Annotated in this window: 31 protein-coding genes; all 31 read right to left on the reverse strand. The window is 65.8% G+C overall.

The annotated features are described in order from the left end of the window. Positions 1 to 440: DNA-directed RNA polymerase subunit alpha (locus ACFZDC_RS25330; RefSeq protein ID WP_351256666.1), on the reverse strand; the 440-nt coding region annotated here is incomplete at its 3' end. A gap of 151 nt (positions 441 to 591) precedes the next feature. Further along, positions 592 to 996 (reverse strand): 30S ribosomal protein S11, encoded by a 405-nt coding sequence (gene rpsK / locus ACFZDC_RS25335; RefSeq protein ID WP_003956432.1) that lies wholly within the window; start codon positions 994 to 996, stop codon positions 592 to 594. A 65-nt stretch (positions 997 to 1,061) separates the two neighbouring features. After that, positions 1,062 to 1,442 carry a 30S ribosomal protein S13 gene (rpsM, locus tag ACFZDC_RS25340; RefSeq protein ID WP_020135802.1) on the reverse strand — a complete coding sequence of 127 codons (381 nt, stop codon included), beginning with the start codon at positions 1,440 to 1,442 and terminating at the stop codon, positions 1,062 to 1,064. Positions 1,443 to 1,630: 188 nt separating this feature from the next. Next, a complete protein-coding gene (rpmJ, locus tag ACFZDC_RS25345; protein ID WP_003974245.1) occupies positions 1,631 to 1,744 on the reverse strand; it encodes a 50S ribosomal protein L36 in 114 nt (37 codons plus the stop codon). A 60-nt stretch (positions 1,745 to 1,804) separates the two neighbouring features. Then, positions 1,805 to 2,026, reverse strand: a complete 222-nt coding sequence (infA, locus tag ACFZDC_RS25350; protein WP_003948620.1) for a translation initiation factor IF-1 — start codon at positions 2,024 to 2,026, stop codon at positions 1,805 to 1,807. A gap of 342 nt (positions 2,027 to 2,368) precedes the next feature. Then, a complete protein-coding gene (map, locus tag ACFZDC_RS25355; protein WP_391327353.1) occupies positions 2,369 to 3,205 on the reverse strand; it encodes a type I methionyl aminopeptidase in 837 nt (278 codons plus the stop codon). Positions 3,206 to 3,305: 100 nt separating this feature from the next. Next, a complete protein-coding gene (locus tag ACFZDC_RS25360; RefSeq protein ID WP_391327355.1) occupies positions 3,306 to 3,971 on the reverse strand; it encodes an adenylate kinase in 666 nt (221 codons plus the stop codon). Continuing rightward, entirely contained in the window at positions 3,971 to 5,284 is a 1,314-nt protein-coding gene (gene secY / locus ACFZDC_RS25365; RefSeq protein ID WP_391327357.1) for a preprotein translocase subunit SecY, read from the reverse strand. The genes ACFZDC_RS25360 and secY overlap by 1 nt, the downstream gene beginning before the upstream one ends. A gap of 235 nt (positions 5,285 to 5,519) precedes the next feature. Further along, entirely contained in the window at positions 5,520 to 5,975 is a 456-nt protein-coding gene (gene rplO / locus ACFZDC_RS25370) for a 50S ribosomal protein L15 (RefSeq protein WP_003974249.1), read from the reverse strand. A 2-nt stretch (positions 5,976 to 5,977) separates the two neighbouring features. Further along, a complete protein-coding gene (rpmD, locus tag ACFZDC_RS25375) occupies positions 5,978 to 6,160 on the reverse strand; it encodes a 50S ribosomal protein L30 (protein ID WP_391327359.1) in 183 nt (60 codons plus the stop codon). Beyond that, on the reverse strand, positions 6,160 to 6,768 hold the full coding sequence (rpsE, locus tag ACFZDC_RS25380; protein ID WP_030671799.1) for a 30S ribosomal protein S5: 609 nt from the start codon (positions 6,766 to 6,768) through the stop codon (positions 6,160 to 6,162). Before rpsE ends, rpmD begins: the two co-directional genes overlap by 1 nt. 39 nt (positions 6,769 to 6,807) lie before the next feature. After that, on the reverse strand, positions 6,808 to 7,191 hold the full coding sequence (gene rplR, locus ACFZDC_RS25385) for a 50S ribosomal protein L18 (protein WP_053661883.1): 384 nt from the start codon (positions 7,189 to 7,191) through the stop codon (positions 6,808 to 6,810). A 3-nt stretch (positions 7,192 to 7,194) separates the two neighbouring features. Next, the gene (gene rplF, locus ACFZDC_RS25390) at positions 7,195 to 7,734 is read right to left on the reverse strand and encodes a 50S ribosomal protein L6 (RefSeq protein WP_234513432.1); all 540 of its coding nucleotides are present in this window, start codon (positions 7,732 to 7,734) and stop codon (positions 7,195 to 7,197) included. 24 nt (positions 7,735 to 7,758) lie between these two features. Continuing rightward, positions 7,759 to 8,157: a 30S ribosomal protein S8 gene (gene rpsH / locus ACFZDC_RS25395; protein WP_007494756.1), complete on the reverse strand. Its 399-nt coding sequence runs from the start codon at positions 8,155 to 8,157 to the stop codon at positions 7,759 to 7,761. A 214-nt stretch (positions 8,158 to 8,371) separates the two neighbouring features. Further along, positions 8,372 to 8,557, reverse strand: a complete 186-nt coding sequence (locus tag ACFZDC_RS25400) for a type Z 30S ribosomal protein S14 (protein ID WP_003948630.1) — start codon at positions 8,555 to 8,557, stop codon at positions 8,372 to 8,374. Between the two features lie 5 nt (positions 8,558 to 8,562). Then, the gene (gene rplE / locus ACFZDC_RS25405; RefSeq protein WP_061920719.1) at positions 8,563 to 9,120 is read right to left on the reverse strand and encodes a 50S ribosomal protein L5; all 558 of its coding nucleotides are present in this window, start codon (positions 9,118 to 9,120) and stop codon (positions 8,563 to 8,565) included. Continuing rightward, complete coding sequence (gene rplX, locus ACFZDC_RS25410; RefSeq protein WP_030671805.1) at positions 9,120 to 9,443, reverse strand: 50S ribosomal protein L24; 324 nt, start codon at positions 9,441 to 9,443, stop codon at positions 9,120 to 9,122. Before rplX ends, rplE begins: the two co-directional genes overlap by 1 nt. 2 nt (positions 9,444 to 9,445) lie before the next feature. After that, positions 9,446 to 9,814 (reverse strand): 50S ribosomal protein L14, encoded by a 369-nt coding sequence (gene rplN / locus ACFZDC_RS25415; protein WP_003998823.1) that lies wholly within the window; start codon positions 9,812 to 9,814, stop codon positions 9,446 to 9,448. A 102-nt stretch (positions 9,815 to 9,916) separates the two neighbouring features. Next, entirely contained in the window at positions 9,917 to 10,201 is a 285-nt protein-coding gene (gene rpsQ / locus ACFZDC_RS25420) for a 30S ribosomal protein S17 (protein ID WP_014674375.1), read from the reverse strand. Further along, positions 10,201 to 10,425 carry a 50S ribosomal protein L29 gene (rpmC, locus tag ACFZDC_RS25425; RefSeq protein WP_010036720.1) on the reverse strand — a complete coding sequence of 75 codons (225 nt, stop codon included), beginning with the start codon at positions 10,423 to 10,425 and terminating at the stop codon, positions 10,201 to 10,203. The genes rpsQ and rpmC overlap by 1 nt, the downstream gene beginning before the upstream one ends. Beyond that, positions 10,425 to 10,844, reverse strand: a complete 420-nt coding sequence (gene rplP / locus ACFZDC_RS25430; RefSeq protein WP_009190136.1) for a 50S ribosomal protein L16 — start codon at positions 10,842 to 10,844, stop codon at positions 10,425 to 10,427. Before rplP ends, rpmC begins: the two co-directional genes overlap by 1 nt. A 5-nt stretch (positions 10,845 to 10,849) precedes the next feature. After that, complete coding sequence (gene rpsC, locus ACFZDC_RS25435; RefSeq protein WP_003998826.1) at positions 10,850 to 11,671, reverse strand: 30S ribosomal protein S3; 822 nt, start codon at positions 11,669 to 11,671, stop codon at positions 10,850 to 10,852. Then, the gene (gene rplV, locus ACFZDC_RS25440) at positions 11,671 to 12,018 is read right to left on the reverse strand and encodes a 50S ribosomal protein L22 (RefSeq protein WP_391327364.1); all 348 of its coding nucleotides are present in this window, start codon (positions 12,016 to 12,018) and stop codon (positions 11,671 to 11,673) included. The genes rpsC and rplV overlap by 1 nt, the downstream gene beginning before the upstream one ends. A gap of 43 nt (positions 12,019 to 12,061) precedes the next feature. Continuing rightward, positions 12,062 to 12,343 (reverse strand): 30S ribosomal protein S19, encoded by a 282-nt coding sequence (rpsS, locus tag ACFZDC_RS25445; protein ID WP_095748093.1) that lies wholly within the window; start codon positions 12,341 to 12,343, stop codon positions 12,062 to 12,064. Between the two features lie 12 nt (positions 12,344 to 12,355). Continuing rightward, positions 12,356 to 13,192 (reverse strand): 50S ribosomal protein L2, encoded by an 837-nt coding sequence (rplB, locus tag ACFZDC_RS25450; protein WP_031167077.1) that lies wholly within the window; start codon positions 13,190 to 13,192, stop codon positions 12,356 to 12,358. 38 nt (positions 13,193 to 13,230) lie between these two features. Beyond that, the gene (gene rplW / locus ACFZDC_RS25455) at positions 13,231 to 13,650 is read right to left on the reverse strand and encodes a 50S ribosomal protein L23 (RefSeq protein ID WP_145886671.1); all 420 of its coding nucleotides are present in this window, start codon (positions 13,648 to 13,650) and stop codon (positions 13,231 to 13,233) included. Next, a complete protein-coding gene (gene rplD, locus ACFZDC_RS25460) occupies positions 13,650 to 14,306 on the reverse strand; it encodes a 50S ribosomal protein L4 (RefSeq protein ID WP_391327368.1) in 657 nt (218 codons plus the stop codon). The genes rplW and rplD overlap by 1 nt, the downstream gene beginning before the upstream one ends. A 7-nt stretch (positions 14,307 to 14,313) precedes the next feature. Beyond that, positions 14,314 to 14,958 carry a 50S ribosomal protein L3 gene (gene rplC, locus ACFZDC_RS25465; protein WP_020135811.1) on the reverse strand — a complete coding sequence of 215 codons (645 nt, stop codon included), beginning with the start codon at positions 14,956 to 14,958 and terminating at the stop codon, positions 14,314 to 14,316. Positions 14,959 to 14,975: 17 nt separating this feature from the next. After that, the gene (gene rpsJ / locus ACFZDC_RS25470) at positions 14,976 to 15,284 is read right to left on the reverse strand and encodes a 30S ribosomal protein S10 (RefSeq protein ID WP_003948644.1); all 309 of its coding nucleotides are present in this window, start codon (positions 15,282 to 15,284) and stop codon (positions 14,976 to 14,978) included. Positions 15,285 to 15,833: 549 nt separating this feature from the next. Continuing rightward, complete coding sequence (locus tag ACFZDC_RS25475; RefSeq protein ID WP_391327370.1) at positions 15,834 to 16,211, reverse strand: hypothetical protein; 378 nt, start codon at positions 16,209 to 16,211, stop codon at positions 15,834 to 15,836. Positions 16,212 to 16,466: 255 nt separating this feature from the next. Next, positions 16,467 to 16,931 (reverse strand): hypothetical protein, encoded by a 465-nt coding sequence (locus tag ACFZDC_RS25480; protein WP_391327371.1) that lies wholly within the window; start codon positions 16,929 to 16,931, stop codon positions 16,467 to 16,469. Between the last annotated feature and the right edge of the window lie 375 nt (positions 16,932 to 17,306).

The raw sequence follows: 17,306 nt of genomic DNA on the forward strand, positions 1-17,306 counted from the left end.
ACGTAGCCGCGACCGCGCTCGACGGTCAGCTCCATCTCCAGCTTGCCCTTGCCGTTGAGCGTGGCGAGGACGAGGTCGGGGTTGTGCACCTCGACACCGGCCGGGGGCGCGATGTCGGCGGCGGTGACCAGACCCGGGCCCTGCTTGCGCAGGTACATCACGACCGGCTCGTCGTGCTCCGAGGAGACGACCAGCTGCTTGATGTTGAGGATCAGGTCGGTGACGTCCTCCTTGACGCCCGGCACGGTGGTGAACTCGTGCAGCACGCCGTCGATGCGGATGCTGGTGACAGCGGCACCCGGGATCGAGGACAGGAGGGTACGGCGGAGGGAGTTGCCGAGGGTGTAGCCGAAGCCCGGCTCCAGCGGCTCGATCACGAACCGGGAGCGGAACTCGTCGACGACCTCTTCGGTCAACGAGGGACGCTGAGCGATCAGCATGTGTGGATCAGATCCTTCTTTCGTGGACGCCCGCTATTTGACGTCCGACGGAAACCGCACCCATGAACAGCGCGGATACTGCAAGGGTACGGGCGGCACGGCCCGAAGGAGCCGTACCGCCCGGAACCCGAAGCCTGACGAAGGCCGTGCGTCAGACGCGGCGGCGCTTCGGCGGACGGCAGCCGTTGTGCGGGGTCGGGGTGACGTCCTGGATGGAGCCGACCTCGAGGCCCGTGGCCTGCAGGGAGCGGATCGCGGTCTCACGACCGGAACCCGGGCCCTTGACGAACACGTCGACCTTGCGCATGCCGTGCTCCTGGGCGCGGCGGGCGGCCGACTCGGCAGCCATCTGCGCGGCGAACGGCGTGGACTTCCGGGAGCCCTTGAAGCCGACGTGGCCGGCGGAGGCCCAGGAGATCACGTTGCCCGACGGGTCCGTGATGGAGACGATCGTGTTGTTGAACGTGCTCTTGATGTGCGCGTGGCCGTGAGCGACGTTCTTCTTTTCCTTGCGGCGCACCTTCTTGGCAGCGCCCTGACGTCCCTTGGGGGGCATCTACTAACTCCTACGGGAGGTGGTCGGTCCTACAGCGAAGACCGTGGACAGAGGTCCGCTGCGGACTACTTCTTGCCCGGCTTCTTCTTGCCGGCGATGGCGCGACGCGGGCCCTTGCGGGTACGAGCATTGGTGCTGGTGCGCTGACCGCGGACGGGCAGACCGCGACGGTGACGGAGACCCTGGTAGCAACCGATCTCGACCTTGCGGCGGATGTCGGCCTGGATCTCGCGACGGAGGTCACCCTCGGTCTTGATGTTGTTGTCGACGTACTCGCGGATCGCGACCAGCTGCTCTTCGCTCAGGTCACGAACACGGGTGTTCGGGTCGATGCCCGTCTCCGCCAGCGTCTGCTGCGAAAGGGTCCGGCCGATGCCGAACACGTAGGTGAGGGCGACCTCCACGCGCTTCTCGCGCGGGATGTCAACACCGGAAACGCGTGCCATTCAATGGCTCCTGGTGATCTTCGGAGGTCTTCCGCAGAACCGGCTCCCGGCCGCCGTACCAGGTACGAACCGGGTCCCCGGCCTCCGAACCGGGGGTGTCGAGCTGGAGGGCTCGGGTTCTGCGTATGAACATATTCAGCTTGCGTCGCGCGAATCTCTGCGATGGGTGCAGAGGGTTCGGTCGTGCGTCAGCCCTGGCGCTGCTTGTGGCGCGGGTTGTCGCAGATGACCATGACCCGACCGTGACGGCGGATCACCCTGCACTTGTCGCAGATCTTCTTGACGCTCGGCTTGACCTTCATTGGGTGAGGTTCTCCGGGTCAGTGCCATCGCTCCGGGCGGACCCGGGGCTCGGGCAAGATCTACTTGTACCGGTAGACGATCCGGCCACGCGTCAGGTCGTACGGAGACAGCTCCACCACGACCCGGTCGTCAGGGAGGATACGGATGTAGTGCATACGCATCTTGCCGCTGATATGTGCCAGGACCTGGTGGCCGTTCTGGAGCTCGACCTTGAACATGGCGTTCGGCAGAGACTCGACGACAGTGCCCTCGATCTCGATGGCACCTTGCTTCTTGGCCACGCTTCGCCCTTCGAATCGACTACCTTGATCGACTCTCTTGCTTTCCCTTATGGGCGCATGCGGACATGCGGGTGCACGAGAGCCGACGAGTCAGTCTACGTCAGGGCACCCGGAAACACGAATCGGGGAAGTCTGCCCCACAGCGGAGATCCTCATGCAGGGGAGAGCCGGAGCGACCGTCGTTCCGTCGTCCGCCGCAGGACCCTGCCGTCCGTCGTGACGTCGGTCCGGTCGACCCGTCCTCGACGCCGCCCTCGCGGGGCTCGGCGCCAGGAGCGTCCTGAAGGGCTTTCGAGCGGCTGCGCCGGCCTGTGACCGGCGTCTCACGGGCGCGGGCCGTCGTCATGCCAGCGGGTCGGGCGCCGCCGTCACGCCGTACTCCGCCAGCTTCGCCCTGCCGCCGTCCGTGGCCGTCAGCACCAGAGGACCCTGCTCGGTCAGCGCGACCGAGTGCTCCCAGTGGGAGGACCACGTGCCGTCCGTCGTGATGACCGTCCAGTCGTCCGACAGCACCTCGGTGCGCGGGGTGCCGAGGGAGACCATCGGCTCGATCGCGAGGCAGAAGCCCGGGACCAGCTTGGGGCCCTTGCCCCGGCGGCGGTCGACGTAGTTCAGCAGGTGCGGGTCCATGTGCATCTCGGTGCCGATGCCGTGGCCGCCGTAGTCCTCGATGATCCCGTACTTGCCGCCGCCGGGCTTGGGCTGGCGGCGGATGTACGTCTCGATCGCCCGGGAGATGTCGACCAGGCGGTTGCCCTGCTTCATGGCCGCGATGCCGGCCCACATGGACTCTTCCGTGACCCGGGAGAGCTCGATCAGCTCCGGGGCGTGGCCGGAGCCCACGAACGCGGTGTAGGCGGCGTCGCCGTGCCAGCCGTCGACGATCGCGCCGCAGTCGATGGAGATGATGTCGCCGTCCTTCAGGACGACGTCCTCGGAGGGGATGCCGTGGACGACCACGTCGTTCACGGAGGTGCAGATGGTGGCCGGGAAGCCGCCGTAGCCGAGGAAGTTCGACTTGGCGCCGTGCTCGGCGAGCACCTTGCGGGCCACCTCGTCCAGGTCCTTGGTGCTGGCACCCGGCACCGCCGCCTCCCGAGTGGCCGCGTGGATCGCGGCGACGACCAGGCCCGCCGCACGCATCTTGGCGATCTGCTCGGGGGTCTTGATCTGCACCATGGGGGTCCTGCGCTCTCCGTCACACGTCGACTGGGTTACGTACACAACACTACGGCCGCGGCACCCGGGGGGGGGGCACCGCGGCCGGAAGGACCGCGATCTACTTGTTCTCGGCCTTCTCGCGCTTGAGGGCCTCCAGCGCCCGCTCGGTGACCTCGTCCACCGGGCCCAGCGCGGAGATCGTACGGACCAGGCCCTGCGACTTGTAGTAGTCGATGATCGGCTCGGTCTGCGTGTGGTAGACCTCCAGCCGCTTGCGGACGGTCTCCTCGGAGTCGTCGTCGCGCTGGTACAGCTCCCCGCCGCAGACGTCGCACACGTCGTCCTGCTTCGGCCGGCTGTACGTCACGTGGAAGACGTGGGACGAGTCGTTGCGGCAGATGCGCCGGCCGGCGATCCGCTTGACGACCTCCTCCTCCGGGACCTCCAGGTCCAGGACCGCGTCCAGCGTGATGCCCTCGTTCTCCAGCAGCTGGTCCAGCGCCTCCGCCTGCGAGACGTTGCGCGGGAAGCCGTCCAGCAGGAACCCGTTCTCCGCGTCCGGCTGCTCCATGCGGTCCTTGGCCATCGCGATGGTGACCTCGTCGGGTACAAGGTTGCCGGCGTCCATGTAGGACTTCGCGAGCTTGCCCAGCTCCGTCTGCCGACTGATGTTGGCCCGGAACAGGTCGCCCGTGGAGATGTGCGGGATGCCCAGCTTCTCTGCGAGTCGGACGGCTTGCGTTCCCTTACCGGCACCCGGCGGCCCGACGAGGACGATACGCATCAGCGGAGGAACCCTTCGTAATTGCGCTGCTGGAGCTGGCTCTCGATCTGCTTCACCGTCTCGAGACCGACACCCACGATGATCAGGATGCTGGTCCCGCCGAACGGGAAGTTGTTCGACGCGTTGAACCCGACCAACGCCATTGTTGGCACGAGAGCAATCAGACCCAGATACAGCGAACCCGGCCAGGTGATCCGGTTGAGCACGTAGCTGAGGTACTCAGCGGTCGGTCGGCCAGCCCGGATGCCCGGGATGAAGCCACCATACTTCTTCATGTTGTCGGCGACTTCCTCGGGGTTGAAGGAGATCGCCACGTAGAAGAACGCAAAGAAAACGATGAGCAAGAAGTACAGAGTGATGTAAATCGGGTGACTGCCCTTGGTCAGATTCTGCTCGACCCAGGTCTTCCAGCCCGAATTGCCTCCCGCGAACTGCGCCACCAGCGCCGGAATGTAGAGCAGCGACGAGGCGAAGATGACGGGAATCACACCCGCCTGGTTCACCTTGAGCGGGATGTACGTGGACGTACCACCGTAGGAACGACGGCCGATCATGCGCTTCGCGTACTGCACCGGGATGCGGCGCTGGGCCTGCTCGACGAAGACGACGAGCCCGACCATCACCAGGCCGACCAGGATGACGGTGCCGAACTCGATCCAGCCACCGGCCAGGGTGCCCTGCTTCTTGATGGCCCACAGCGCGGACGGGAAGGTCGCGGCGATCGAGATGAACATCAGGATCGACATGCCGTTGCCGATGCCACGGTCGGTGATCAGCTCACCGAGCCACATCACGACGGCCGTACCGGCGGTCATGCAGATGACCATGGTGATGGTGGTGAAGATCGCCTGGTTCGGGACGATCGAGCCGGCGACCTGGCAGCCGTTGAACAGCGCGCCGCTGCGAGCGGTGGCCACCAGACCGGTGCCCTGGAGGATGGCGAGTGCCACCGTCAGGTAACGGGTGTACTGCGTGATCTTCGCCGTACCCGCCTGACCCTCCTTCTTCAGGGCCTCGAGGCGCGGAATGACCACGGTCAGCAGCTGAAGGATGATGCTGGCCGTGATGTACGGCATGATGCCGAGCGCGAAGATCGTGATCTGCAGCAGCGCGCCACCGCTGAACATGTTGACCAGTCCGAAGAGGCCCTGGTTGGCGGACGCCTCGTCCATGCACTGCTGGACTGCCTTGTAGTTGACGCCCGGGATCGGAACGTGGGTACCCACCCGGTACACCACGATGATGCCCAGCGTGAAGAGCAGCTTCTTACGCAGGTCGGGCGTCCTGAACGCCCGGGCGAACGCGGTGAGCACGGTGCCTCCTGCGACCCCCGCGCAACTGCGTCAAGGGTGACGGTCTTGAGGTTCGACGAATGACTAACGGCCAACTGCCGCTCAGAGTGCCCCATGGGAAGCACTCCGTGAAAGTGGGCAGTGCAGGCCACCTTACCTGTGCGACCGCTGCCCTAGGAACGACCGACCGGGGATACCCCTATCTGTGGAGTATCCCCGGTCGGGGTGGTTCACGTCATCAAGGCGTCCGAGGGACTCAGACGAGCTCGGTGACCGTACCGCCGGCGGCGGTGATCTTCTCCTTGGCGGAGCCGGAGACGGCGTCGACCGTCACCTGCAGCGCCACGGAGATCTCGCCCTGGCCGAGGACCTTGACGAGGCTGTTCTTGCGAACGGCACCCTTGGCCACGAGGCCCTCGACGGTGACCTCGCCACCCTCGGGGTACAGCGCGGCCAGCTTGTCGAGGTTCACGACCTGGAACTCGGTCTTGAACGGGTTCTTGAAGCCCTTCAGCTTCGGGAGGCGCATGTGGAGGGGCATCTGGCCACCCTCGAAGCGCTCCGGAACCTGGTAACGGGCCTTGGTGCCCTTGGTACCACGACCGGCCGTCTTACCCTTCGACGCCTCACCACGACCCACACGGGTCTTGGCGGTCTTGGCGCCCGGGGCGGGACGGAGGTTGTGGATCTTGAGCGGGTTGTTCTCCGCCATGATCAGTCGACCTCCTCGACCGTCACGAGGTGGCGGACGGTGTGCACCATGCCGCGGAACTCGGGACGATCCTCCTTGACGACCTGCGTGTTGATGCCCTTGAGACCAAGGGAGCGCAGGGTGTCACGGTGGTTCTGCTTGCTGCCGATGTACGACTTCGTCTGCGTGATCTTGAGCTTGGCCATTACGCAGCACCAGCCCCGGCACGCGCACGCAGCAGAGCCGCGGGGGCGACGTCCTCGAGGGGCAGACCACGGCGGGCCGCGATCTCCTCGGGACGCTGCAGGCCCTTGAGGGCCTCCACGGTCGCGTGCACGATGTTGATCGCGTTCGACGAGCCGAGCGACTTCGACAGCACGTCGTGGATACCGGCGCACTCGAGCACGGCACGCACCGGGCCACCGGCGATAACACCGGTACCGGGAGACGCGGGCTTGAGCAGAACGACGCCGGCAGCCTTCTCACCCGTGATCGGGTGCGGGATGGTGCCCTGGATACGGGGGACCTTGAAGAAGTGCTTCTTGGCCTCCTCAACACCCTTGGCGATGGCGGCCGGCACCTCCTTGGCCTTGCCGTAACCGACACCCACGGTGCCGTCACCGTCGCCCACCACGACCAGCGCGGTGAAGCTGAAGCGACGACCACCCTTCACAACCTTGGCGACGCGGTTGATCGCGACAACGCGCTCAACGTACGCGGTCTTCTCGGCGGCAGCAGCGCCGCCGTCACGGCCCTTCCGGTCCCGCCGCTCGCCGCCACCGGCACCGCCACCGCGGCGCTGGGGTCCAGCCATTGGAATTACCTCTCTCTGTTTCCGCTAGCTACGGCAGGCTCAGAACTTGAGCCCGGCTTCGCGGGCGGCGTCCGCCAGGGCGGCGATGCGCCCGGCGTACTGGTTGCCACCACGGTCGAACACGACAGCCTCGACGCCGGCGGCCTTGGCACGCTCGGCGACCAGGGCGCCGACCTGCTTGGCCTGCGCGGACTTGTCGCCCTCGCCACCACGGACCGACGCGTCCAGAGTGGACGCGGAAGCAAGGGTGTGGCCCTTCAGGTCGTCGATCACCTGCGCCACGATGTGGCGGTTGGAGCGGGTCACGACCAGACGGGGGCGCTCCGCCGTACCGGAAAGGTTCTTGCGGATCCGGATGTGACGGCGCTTGATCGCGGCGCGCTTGTAGGCGTCGCCCTTGAGGATCTTCTGCCCGTATGCCATGGCTTACTTACCCGCCTTTCCGACCTTGCGGCGGATGACTTCGCCCTCGTACTTGACACCCTTGGCCTTGTACGGGTCGGGCTTGCGCAGCTTGCGGATGTTGGCCGCAACCTCGCCGACCTTCTGCTTGTCGATGCCCTCGACCTGGAAGCGGGTCGGGGTCTCCACCTTGAAGGTGATGCCCTCGGGCGCCTCGACGACGATCGGGTGGCTGTAGCCGAGCGCGAACTCGAGGTTCGAGCCCTTGGCCGTCACGCGGTAACCGACACCGCTGATCTCGAGCTTCTTCACGTAACCCTGGGTCACGCCGGTGATCATGTTCGCCACCAGCGTGCGGGACAGGCCGTGCAGGGCCTTGTTCTGACGCTCGTCGTTCGGGCGGGTGACGTTCAGAACGCCTTCCTCACCCTTGACGATCTCGATCGGTGCCACGACGGTGTGGGTCAGCTCGCCCTTGGGGCCCTTGACCGAGACCGTACGGCCGTCGATGGTGACGTCCACGCCGGCGGGAACCGTGATGGGGAGCTTGCCAATACGCGACATAGCTGTTTCCTCCGTTCCCTTCCGCTACCAGACGTAGGCGAGGACTTCCCCACCCACGCCCTTCTTGCCGGCCTGCTTGTCGGTGAGGAGGCCGTGCGACGTGGAGATGATCGCCACGCCCAGGCCGCCCAGCACCTTCGGCAGGTTGGTGGACTTCGCGTACACCCGGAGACCGGGCTTGGAGATCCGCTTGATGCCCGCGATGGAGCGCTCACGGTTCGGCCCGAACTTCAGCTCGAGGACGAGGTTCTTGCCGACCTCGGCGTCCTCGATCTTCCAGCCCGTGATGAAGCCCTCCTGCTGGAGGATCTCCGCGATGTGCGACTTGATCTTCGATGCCGGCATCGTCACGGAGTCGTGGTATGCCGAGTTCGCGTTACGCAGACGCGTAAGCATGTCTGCGATCGGATCAGTCATGGTCATGAATTGGCCTTCGGCCTCTCTCGCCGGGGTTTCCTGGTGCGCCATCCCTCTCCCCGATCCGAGACGGGACGGGTGCGGCGCGGTGGACCTACGGCGTAGTAAGTCGTACGGGCGACCGTCAGGCGCCCAACCCTCCAAGCCTAAGCCATGGAGAGGAGGGCGCCTGACACGCCCATTGCTTACCGAGAGCCCTGGAATCCCTAAATAAGGGGGATTACCAGGAGCTCTTGGTCACGCCCGGCAGCTCGCCACGGTGAGCCATCTCACGAAGGCACACGCGGCACAGGCCGAACTTGCGGTACACGGAGTGCGGGCGGCCACAGCGCTGGCAGCGGGTGTAGCCACGCACACCGAACTTCGGCTTGCGAGCAGCCTTAGCGATCAGAGCCTTCTTCGCCATCTCGCTCACGCCTCCTTGAACGGGAAGCCGAGGTGACGAAGGAGCGCACGGCCCTCAGCGTCGTTGGTCGCCGTGGTCACCACGGTGATGTCCATACCCCGGGTGCGGTCGATCTTGTCCTGGTCGATCTCGTGGAACATGACCTGCTCCGTGAGACCGAAGGTGTAGTTGCCACGGCCGTCGAACTGCTTGGGGGACAGGCCGCGGAAGTCGCGGATGCGCGGCAGCGCGAGCGACAGGGTGCGGTCCAGGAACTCCCACATGCGGTCGCCACGGAGCGTGACGTGGGCACCGATCGGCTGGCCCTCACGCAGCTTGAACTGCGCGATGGACTTGCGGGCCTTGGTGACGGCCGGCTTCTGACCGGTGATCGTGGTGAGGTCGCGGATCGCGCCCTCGATCAGCTTGGAGTCGCGGGCGGCGTCGCCCACACCCATGTTGACCACGATCTTGACGAGGCCGGGAACCTGCATGACGTTCTCGTACTTGAACTCGTCACGCAGCTTGCCCGCGATCTCCTCGCGGTACTTCTGCTTCAGACGCGGAGTGGTGGTGGTAGCCATCAGATGTCCTCACCCGTCCGCTTGGCAACGCGGATCTTGTTGCCCTCGTCGTCGAAGCGGTAACCGACACGCGTGACGACCTTGTTGCCGTCCTTCTCCACGACGAGCTGAACGTTGCTCACGTGAATCGGGGCCTCGGTCGTGACGATGCCACCGGCCTGCGAACCGCGAGCGGTCGGACCGGCCTTGGTGTGCTTCTTGACCCGGTTGACACCCTCGACCAGGACACGGTCCTCGCGGGGGTAGGCCGCGATGACCTTGCCCTGCTTGCCCTTGTCCTTGCCGGTGATGACCTGGACCAGGTCGCCCTTCTTGATCTTCATGCTTACAGCACCTCCGGAGCCAGCGAGATGATCTTCATGAACTTCTTCTCGCGCAGCTCACGCCCGACCGGGCCGAAGATGCGGGTGCCGCGAGGGTCGCCGTCGTTCTTCAGAATGACGGCGGCGTTCTCGTCGAAGCGGATGTACGAGCCGTCCGGACGGCGGCGCTCCTTGACGGTGCGAACGATGACCGCCTTGACGACGTCACCCTTCTTCACGTTGCCACCGGGGATCGCGTCCTTGACGGTGGCGACGATGACGTCACCGATGCCCGCGTAGCGGCGACCGGAGCCACCGAGCACACGGATGCAAAGGATCTCCTTCGCACCAGTGTTGTCGGCGACACGCAGTCGCGACTCCTGCTGGATCACGTCTATCTCCTGATCGTCTGCCGGTTCCCGGCAGGGGCCTCAGTCACGAGGACCCCTGCCGAGCCTGGCGGAACTGACCTGCGGGGTTGGTCCCGCAGGAAATTACTTGGCCTTCTCGAGGATCTCGACGACGCGCCAGCGCTTCGTCGCGGACAGCGGCCGGGTCTCCATGAGGAGGACGCGGTCGCCGACGCCCGCAGCGTTCTGCTCGTCGTGCGCCTTGAGCTTGTTCGTACGGCGGATGACCTTGCCGTACAGCGCGTGCTTGACGCGGTCTTCAACGGCGACGACGACGGTCTTGTCCATCTTGTCGCTGACGACCAGACCCTCGCGGGTCTTGCGGAATCCGCGTGCCTCGGTGTTCTCAGTCACGTTGCTCTCGCTCATCAGGCGCTCTCCACCGTCTCGATGCCCAGCTCGCGCTCACGCATCAGGGTGTAGATCCGCGCGATGTCCTTACGGACGGCCTTCAGCCGACCGTGGTTCTCGAGCTGGCCCGTCGCCGCCTGGAAGCGGAGGTTGAACAGCTCTTCCTTGGCCTCGCGGAGCTTGTTCAGAAGCTCCTCGTTGCCCAGCTCGCGCAGCTCGGACGCCTTGGTACCGGCCGACATCACGCTTCACCTGCCTCGCGCTTGACGATCCGGCACTTCATCGGCAGCTTGTGGGCCGCACGGGTCAGCGCCTCACGGGCGATTTTCTCGTTGGGGTACGACAGCTCGAACATGACGCGTCCGGGCTTGACGTTGGCGATCCACCACTCCGGAGAACCCTTACCGGAACCCATGCGGGTCTCGGCGGGCTTCTTGGTGAGGGGACGGTCCGGGTAGATGTTGATCCAGACCTTGCCGCCACGCTTGATGTGGCGGGTCATCGCGATACGAGCCGCCTCGATCTGGCGGTTCGTCACGTAGGCCGGGGTCAGCGCCTGGATGCCGTACTCGCCGAACGCAACCTGCGTTCCACCCTTGGACATACCGTTGCGCTTCGGGTGGTGCTGCTTGCGGTGCTTGACCCTACGGGGGATCAGCATGTCGGTCAGGCCTCCGTTCCGGTGCTCTCAGCCGGAGCGGACGCGGGAGCCTCGGCCTTGGGGGCCTCGGCGCCGGCAGCCTGCTGCGGCTTGCGACCGCGCCGCTCGCCACCACGGCCACCACGGGCCGGGCGGTCTGCACCGCCACGGGCCGGGCGGTTACCCGCACGGGCCGCAGCGTTCTCGGCGCGGACCTCGGCGATGTTCTTGACGTCGCCCTTGTAGATCCAGACCTTCACGCCGATGCGGCCGAAGGTCGTCTTGGCCTCGAAGAAGCCGTAGTCCACGTTCGCGCGGAGCGTGTGCAGGGGCACGCGGCCCTCGCGGTAGAACTCCGAGCGGGACATCTCGGCGCCGCCGAGGCGGCCACCGCACTGGATCTTGATGCCCTTGGCGCCGGCCTTCATGGCGGACTGCATGCTCTTGCGCATGGCCCGACGGAAGGAGACGCGGGAGGAGAGCTGCTCGGCGACGGCCTGGGCAACCAGCTGAGCGTCGGTCTCGGGGTTCTTGACCTCGAGGATGTTCAGCTGGACCTGCTTGCCCGTGAGCTTCTCGAGGTCACCGCGGATGCGGTCGGCCTCGGCGCCACGGCGGCCGATGACGATGCCCGGACGAGCGGTGTGGATGTCCACACGCACGCGGTCACGGGTGCGCTCGATCTCAACCTTCGAGATGCCGGCGCGCTCCATGCCGGACGTCATCATCCGACGGATGGCGACGTCTTCCTTGACGTAGTCCTTGTACAGCTTGTCGGCGTACCAACGCGACTTGAAGTCGGTCGTGACACCGAGCCGGAACCCGTGCGGGTTTACCTTCTGGCCCATTACCGGGTTCCTTCCTTGCTGCTGACGACCACGGTGATGTGGCTGGTCCGCTTGCGGATCCGGTAGGCACGGCCCTGGGCACGCGGACGGAACCGCTTCAGGGTCGGGCCCTCGTCGACGTAGGCCTCGGAAACGATGAGGCTGTCGACATCGGTGTGGTCGTAGTTGTGCGCGGCGTTGGCGATGGCGCTGTCGAGCACCTTGCCGACGGGCACGGAGGCTGCCTGCGGAGCGAATCGCAGAACAGCCTGAGCCTCCGTGGCGTCCATGCCACGGATAAGGTCCACCACGCGGCGGGCCTTCATGGGCGTGACGCGGATGTACCGCGCCTGGGCCCTGGCTTCCATGGTTGTCCCTTCAGTTACTTACGTGTCTGAATGCGATCCGCTACTAGCGGCGCTTCGACTTCCGGTCTTCCTTGACGTGGCCCCGGAAGGTGCGGGTCGGCGAGAACTCGCCGAGCTTGTGGCCGACCATCGACTCGGTGACGAACACCGGGATGTGGGTCTTGCCGTTGTGCACCGCGATCGTGTGGCCGAGCATGGCCGGGACGATCATCGAGCGACGGGACCAGGTCTTGATGACGTTCTTAGAGCCCGCTTCGTTCTGGGCGTCCACCTTCTTGATCAGGTGGTCGTCGACGAAGGGTCCCTTCTTCAAGCTACGAGGCATCTCAACCCGTCCTTAGCGCTTCTTGTTCGTCTTGCGGCGGCGGACGATGTACTTGTTCGACGCCTTCTTGGGCGAACGAGTACGGCCTTCCTTCTTGCCCCACGGGGACACAGGGTGGCGACCACCGGAGGTCCGGCCCTCACCACCACCGTGCGGGTGGTCAACCGGGTTCATGACCACACCACGGACGGTCGGGCGAACGCCCAGCCACCGCTTGCGGCCCGCCTTGCCCCAGTTGATGTTGCTCTGCTCGGCGTTGCCGACCTCGCCGATGGTGGCGCGGCAGCGGACGTCGACCAGGCGGATCTCACCGGACGGCATGCGGAGGTGGGCCATCGAGCCCTCCTTCGCGAGCAGCTGCACGGAGGCACCGGCGGAGCGGGCGAACTTGGCACCGCCACCGGGACGGAGCTCGATCGCGTGGATCGTGGTACCGACCGGGATGTTGCGGAGGGCCAGGTTGTTGCCCGGCTTGATGTCGGCCCCGGGACCGTTCTCGACGCGGTCACCCTGCTGCAGGTTGCGCGGGGCGAGGATGTAGCGCTTCTCGCCGTCGGCGTAGTGCAGCAGCGCGATGCGCGCGGTGCGGTTGGGGTCGTACTCGATGTGCGCGACCTTCGCCGGCACGCCGTCCTTGTCGTGACGACGGAAGTCGATCACGCGGTAGGCGCGCTTGTGTCCGCCACCCTGGTGGCGAACGGTCACACGACCGGCGTTGTTACGGCCGCCCTTGCTGTGCAGAGGGCGGACCAGCGACTTCTCCGGCGTGGACCGCGTGACCTCGACGAAGTCGGCGACGCTGGCGCCACGACGGCCCGGCGTAGTCGGCTTGTACTTGCGGATTCCCATTTCTCAGTCCTCGTCCGATATCGGACGATCCGACCCGCTTACGCGGTCGGACCGCCGAAGATGTCGATACGGTCGCCCTCGGCGAGGGTCACGATCGCGCGCTTGCTGCCGGCACGCTGACCGAAACCGGTCTTCGTGCGCTTGCGCTTGCCCTGGCGGTTGATCGTGTTGACCCCGGTGACCTTGACCGAGAAGACCGCCTGGACGGCCTGCTTGATCTGGGTCTTGTTGGCGTTCGGGTCGACGATGAACGTGTACTTGTTCTCGTCGAGAAGCGCGTAGCTCTTCTCGGAGACGACCGGCTTCAGCAGGACGTCACGGGGGTCCGTGTACGACTTGCTCAGCGGGGTCTCGACGGTGTTCTTGCCCTCGGTGGCGTGGCGACGCGCCTTGGCGACGCGCGCGGCCTTGGCGGCCTTGGCAGCCTTGGAGGCAATGCTCGGGTGACGCGTAGCCATCAGGCCTCGCTCCCTTCGGTGTCAGCGGCCTTGGGGCCAGACACGAAGGACTCGAACGCGGCCTGGGTGAAGACCACGTCGTCCGAGACGAGAACGTCGTACGTGTTCAGCTGGCCCGGCTCCAGGATGTGGACCTGGGGCAGGTTGCGGGCGGACAGCCACGCGGCCTCGTCGGCGCGCTCGACGACCAGGAGCAGGTTCTTGCGCTCCGAGATCTTGCCGAACAGGCTCTTGGCGGCCTTGGTGCTGGGGTTCGCGCCCTCGACCACGCCGGAGACGACGTGGATGCGGTTGTGACGCGCCCGGTCGGTGAGGGCGTGGCGCAGGGCCGCGGCCTTCATCTTCTTCGGGGTGCGCTGCGAGTAGTCACGCGGCACGGGACCGTGCACGACGCCACCACCGGCGAACTGCGGCGCGCGGGTCGAACCCTGACGGGCGCGACCGGTGCCCTTCTGGCGGTACGGCTTCTTGCCGCCACCACGGACTTCACCGCGACGCTTGGTCTTGTGCGTGCCCTGACGGGCAGCGGCGTTCTGCGCGACGACGACCTGGTGGATCAGCGGGATGCTGATCTTCTCCACGCCGAAGATCTCCGCGGGGAGCTCGACGCTACCGGTCTTCTCGCCGGCAGGCGAAAGGATGTCAACAGTGCTCATCGGTACCTCAGGCCCCCTTGGCCGCGGTGCGGACCAGGACGAGGCCGCCGTTCGGACCGGGAACCGCGCCCTTGATGAGCAGCAGACCCTTCTCCGCGTCAACGGCGTGGACGGTCAGGTTCTGGGTGGTGACCCGCTCGTTGCCCATGCGACCCGCCATGCGGAGGCCCTTGAACACGCGGCCCGGGGTGGCGCAGCCACCGATGGAACCGGGCGAGCGGTGCTTGCGCTGGGTGCCGTGTCCGGCGCCGAGGCCCTTGAAGTTGTGACGCTTCATGACACCGGCGAAGCCCTTGCCCTTGCTCTTGCCGGTCACGTCGACCTTGATGCCGGCCTCGAACACCTCGGCGGTGATCTCCTGGCCGAGGGTGTACTCGCTGGCGTCAGCGGTACGGATCTCGACGAGGTGGCGGCGGGGAGTGACGTCGGCCTTGGCGAAGTGGCCCTTGAGGGGCTTGTTCACCTTGCGCGGGTCGATCTCGCCGAACGCGATCTGGACGGACTCGTAGCCGTCGACGTCGTTCGTGCGGACCTGGGTGACGACGTTGGGGCCGGCCTTGACGACGGTGACCGGAACAACACGGTTGTTCTCGTCCCACACCTGCGTCATGCCGAGCTTCTCGCCCAGGATGCCCTTGATCTGCTTAGCCATCGTTCAGATCACCGGCCTCAGAGCTTGATCTCGATGTCGACACCGGCCGGGAGGTCGAGTCGCATCAGAGAGTCAACGGTCTTGGGGGTCGGGTCGAGGATGTCGATCAGGCGCTTGTGCGTGCGCATCTCGAAGTGCTCGCGCGAGTCCTTGTACTTGTGCGGCGACTTGATGACGCAGTACACGTTCTTCTCAGTGGGCAGCGGCACCGGGCCCGCGACCGACGCACCAGTCCGGGTCACCGTCTCGACGATCTTCTTCGCCGAAGAGTCGATGACCTCGTGGTCGTAGGCCTTGAGCCGGATGCGGATCTTCTGTCCCGCCATGGCTACTCAGTAGTCCTGTCTCTTCTCACGCTCTGGAACCCGGCGGATTCCCTCTGCTGCCTTCGCTTCTCCGACCCACGCGGTCGGGCGTGTCGCGCTCCCGCTGACACAGATGTCCCTTGTTCGAACATCCCTGCGGGGAATGCACACGGCCCTTCCGGAACCGCAAGCCGGGGGCGGAAGGCCCACCGGGCGCCTGGCCGGTGCCGCGCCCACGCTTCCCGGAAGATTCCCGTACGTCCGCCCCAGTGCTGCCATCAGGCAGTTAGGACGACGAGTACTGTGGGACTCGCTTCCGGTCCTCCCGGCGGGAGGCGCGCAGCATCAACACTCGACCGAGCAACTCGGACAGTCTGCCATATGGGGCAGGGGCCTGGCCAATCGGGTCGAAGAGATTACCCCGAAGGTGATGTAGGTCAAACCGGTGTGCTCTCCGGACGGCTACGGAGCGGCCGCCGGGCCGGCCACGGGACCTCACCGGGCGGGCCCGCCCGGGAGCCCACCGTCCTGGACGCCGACTCACTCACGGCACTCCCCGTCTTCTGCCCCTCAGCCACACCCGAGAGTTCCAACAGTGGCCGGGAAGTAGGCACGCATGAACTTTTCGATGTCGTTGCGGTAACTACGGTCGACAGGATTGGCCTTTTCCAGCAGGACCGTGAGGGTGAAGCAAGAACCAATACTGGTCTCGCAACGGGCAGTGGAGATCGCTCCATTATTACCCACAGTGGTCTCGTACGTAGCGTTCAGGCGAACTGGCTCTGCGATGCTCGAAACAGAGTTGCCGGCTTGCGCGACCTCATAGGGGTCAACTGCGTCCGGATGCCAGGCAAACCTCATGGAGAGAGCGCTCTCCCCATTGGTGAGAACCTCACACCACGAGGAGGGCTGCGGCTTAAGATGGTCAACTTTATTGCGTTCGGTCACCGTGCCCCGTGCCCGCAGAAGTGCCCGGGAGAGGCTCCGGCTCACTTCAGTTCCACACAACGAGCCAGGCAGCTCTGCGTCATCGCTGCGCGTCCCAAACCAGACTCCAGCCCCAACTGCCGGAATCAGGGCCGCAAACGGAAGTAGGATCTTGAGAGAGCGCGTCCCTTGTCGACCTCCCCGGACACGCCCCGCGCGTGATCGATGCCGGCTTCCACAGACTTCTCCGCCAGATCCTGTCGAGCATAGGACGGCTCATTTCCAACCGTGGGCTTTGCTCCATTCCTCGGCGAGCGCGGTCAGCTGGCCATTCCTGTGCTGGTAACTCGCGAAGGTGTCCTTTGCCTGCTGATCATCCAGCCGCTTCTGTTCATCGGCCAACCACTTCTCCGTGACGAAGTCGAACCCCTCCTGGACATCATCACTCGCCACCGGGATATAACTGATCGCCTTGTCGAAGAGTGGCTTCGCTTCGAATTCTGCTGTTTTGGGGTCTCCCTGCGCCTGGATGCGGGCCTCCTCCAGGAAGCCGACCGTGCGCCCGGCGCGGGTCAGGGATTCCGAGGAGTTCGAGTGGTCCTTGTAGATGTCCGAGACCATCGCCTGGTTGAGGCCACCGTTCAGCGTGCCGTAGGCGTCCTTGTCCTTGGAGATCTGCTTGGCCACCTCGAAGAGCTGGTCCTGTTTCAGGGGGGAGTGCGCGATGTCGATCTCGCTCATGGACGCGTGGACCGTGGCGCCGTGATTCACCAGGAGGTCGGCCATAGGCTTGCGCAGCGCCGGAGGGAAGTCATCGCCGCTCTCCGCGAGGTAGCCGAGGGCTGACCTGACAACCGCCTCGTTCTGCTTCCCGTGCGACTTCCCGTGTGACACGTAGTGCGCATGCCCGGGGCCGCCGGGTCGATCCCGGTCGCCGCCGCCTGGAGCGCCGCACCGAAGCCCGCCCGGTTGTCCGCGTCGAGGCCGGTCGCGTACGTGGTGGCCGTCGGCCCTTGCCGTACGTGCAAGGTGACGTCCCAGTCCCGGTCCTTCATCAGGTACTTCATGTGCGCGTCCGAGGACAGACAGTGCGCCGCGGTGGCAGGGTCCCAGGTC

The sequence above is a fragment of the Streptomyces sp. NPDC007905 genome (genome assembly GCF_042959345.1).
Classification (GTDB): domain Bacteria; phylum Actinomycetota; class Actinomycetes; order Streptomycetales; family Streptomycetaceae; genus Streptomyces.

Bases quoted from the DNA above. Each gene is read 5' to 3' on its own strand.
- rpsK (WP_003956432.1), bottom strand. From the start codon at position 996: ATGCCCCCCAAGGGACGTCAGGGCGCTGCCAAGAAGGTGCGCCGCAAG.
- rpsM (WP_020135802.1), bottom strand. From the start codon at position 1,442: ATGGCACGCGTTTCCGGTGTTGACATCCCGCGCGAGAAGCGCGTGGAG.
- rpmJ (WP_003974245.1), bottom strand. From the start codon at position 1,744: ATGAAGGTCAAGCCGAGCGTCAAGAAGATCTGCGACAAGTGCAGGGTG.
- map (WP_391327353.1), bottom strand. From the start codon at position 3,205: ATGGTGCAGATCAAGACCCCCGAGCAGATCGCCAAGATGCGTGCGGCG.
- ACFZDC_RS25360 (WP_391327355.1), bottom strand. From the start codon at position 3,971: ATGCGTATCGTCCTCGTCGGGCCGCCGGGTGCCGGTAAGGGAACGCAA.
- rplO (WP_003974249.1), bottom strand. From the start codon at position 5,975: ATGGCGGAGAACAACCCGCTCAAGATCCACAACCTCCGTCCCGCCCCG.
- rpmD (WP_391327359.1), bottom strand. From the start codon at position 6,160: ATGGCCAAGCTCAAGATCACGCAGACGAAGTCGTACATCGGCAGCAAG.
- rpsE (WP_030671799.1), bottom strand. From the start codon at position 6,768: ATGGCTGGACCCCAGCGCCGCGGTGGCGGTGCCGGTGGCGGCGAGCGG.
- rplR (WP_053661883.1), bottom strand. From the start codon at position 7,191: ATGGCATACGGGCAGAAGATCCTCAAGGGCGACGCCTACAAGCGCGCC.
- rplF (WP_234513432.1), bottom strand. From the start codon at position 7,734: ATGTCGCGTATTGGCAAGCTCCCCATCACGGTTCCCGCCGGCGTGGAC.
- rpsH (WP_007494756.1), bottom strand. From the start codon at position 8,157: ATGACCATGACTGATCCGATCGCAGACATGCTTACGCGTCTGCGTAAC.
- ACFZDC_RS25400 (WP_003948630.1), bottom strand. From the start codon at position 8,557: ATGGCGAAGAAGGCTCTGATCGCTAAGGCTGCTCGCAAGCCGAAGTTC.
- rplE (WP_061920719.1), bottom strand. From the start codon at position 9,120: ATGGCTACCACCACCACTCCGCGTCTGAAGCAGAAGTACCGCGAGGAG.
- rplX (WP_030671805.1), bottom strand. From the start codon at position 9,443: ATGAAGATCAAGAAGGGCGACCTGGTCCAGGTCATCACCGGCAAGGAC.
- rpsQ (WP_014674375.1), bottom strand. From the start codon at position 10,201: ATGAGCGAGAGCAACGTGACTGAGAACACCGAGGCACGCGGATTCCGC.
- rpmC (WP_010036720.1), bottom strand. From the start codon at position 10,425: ATGTCGGCCGGTACCAAGGCGTCCGAGCTGCGCGAGCTGGGCAACGAG.
- rplP (WP_009190136.1), bottom strand. From the start codon at position 10,844: ATGCTGATCCCCCGTAGGGTCAAGCACCGCAAGCAGCACCACCCGAAG.
- rpsC (WP_003998826.1), bottom strand. From the start codon at position 11,671: ATGGGCCAGAAGGTAAACCCGCACGGGTTCCGGCTCGGTGTCACGACC.
- rplV (WP_391327364.1), bottom strand. From the start codon at position 12,018: ATGGAAGCCAGGGCCCAGGCGCGGTACATCCGCGTCACGCCCATGAAG.
- rpsS (WP_095748093.1), bottom strand. From the start codon at position 12,343: ATGCCTCGTAGCTTGAAGAAGGGACCCTTCGTCGACGACCACCTGATC.
- rplB (WP_031167077.1), bottom strand. From the start codon at position 13,192: ATGGGAATCCGCAAGTACAAGCCGACTACGCCGGGCCGTCGTGGCGCC.
- rplW (WP_145886671.1), bottom strand. From the start codon at position 13,650: ATGGCTACGCGTCACCCGAGCATTGCCTCCAAGGCTGCCAAGGCCGCC.
- rplD (WP_391327368.1), bottom strand. From the start codon at position 14,306: ATGAGCACTGTTGACATCCTTTCGCCTGCCGGCGAGAAGACCGGTAGC.
- rplC (WP_020135811.1), bottom strand. From the start codon at position 14,958: ATGGCTAAGCAGATCAAGGGCATCCTGGGCGAGAAGCTCGGCATGACG.
- rpsJ (WP_003948644.1), bottom strand. From the start codon at position 15,284: ATGGCGGGACAGAAGATCCGCATCCGGCTCAAGGCCTACGACCACGAG.
- ACFZDC_RS25480 (WP_391327371.1), bottom strand. From the start codon at position 16,931: ATGAGCGAGATCGACATCGCGCACTCCCCCCTGAAACAGGACCAGCTC.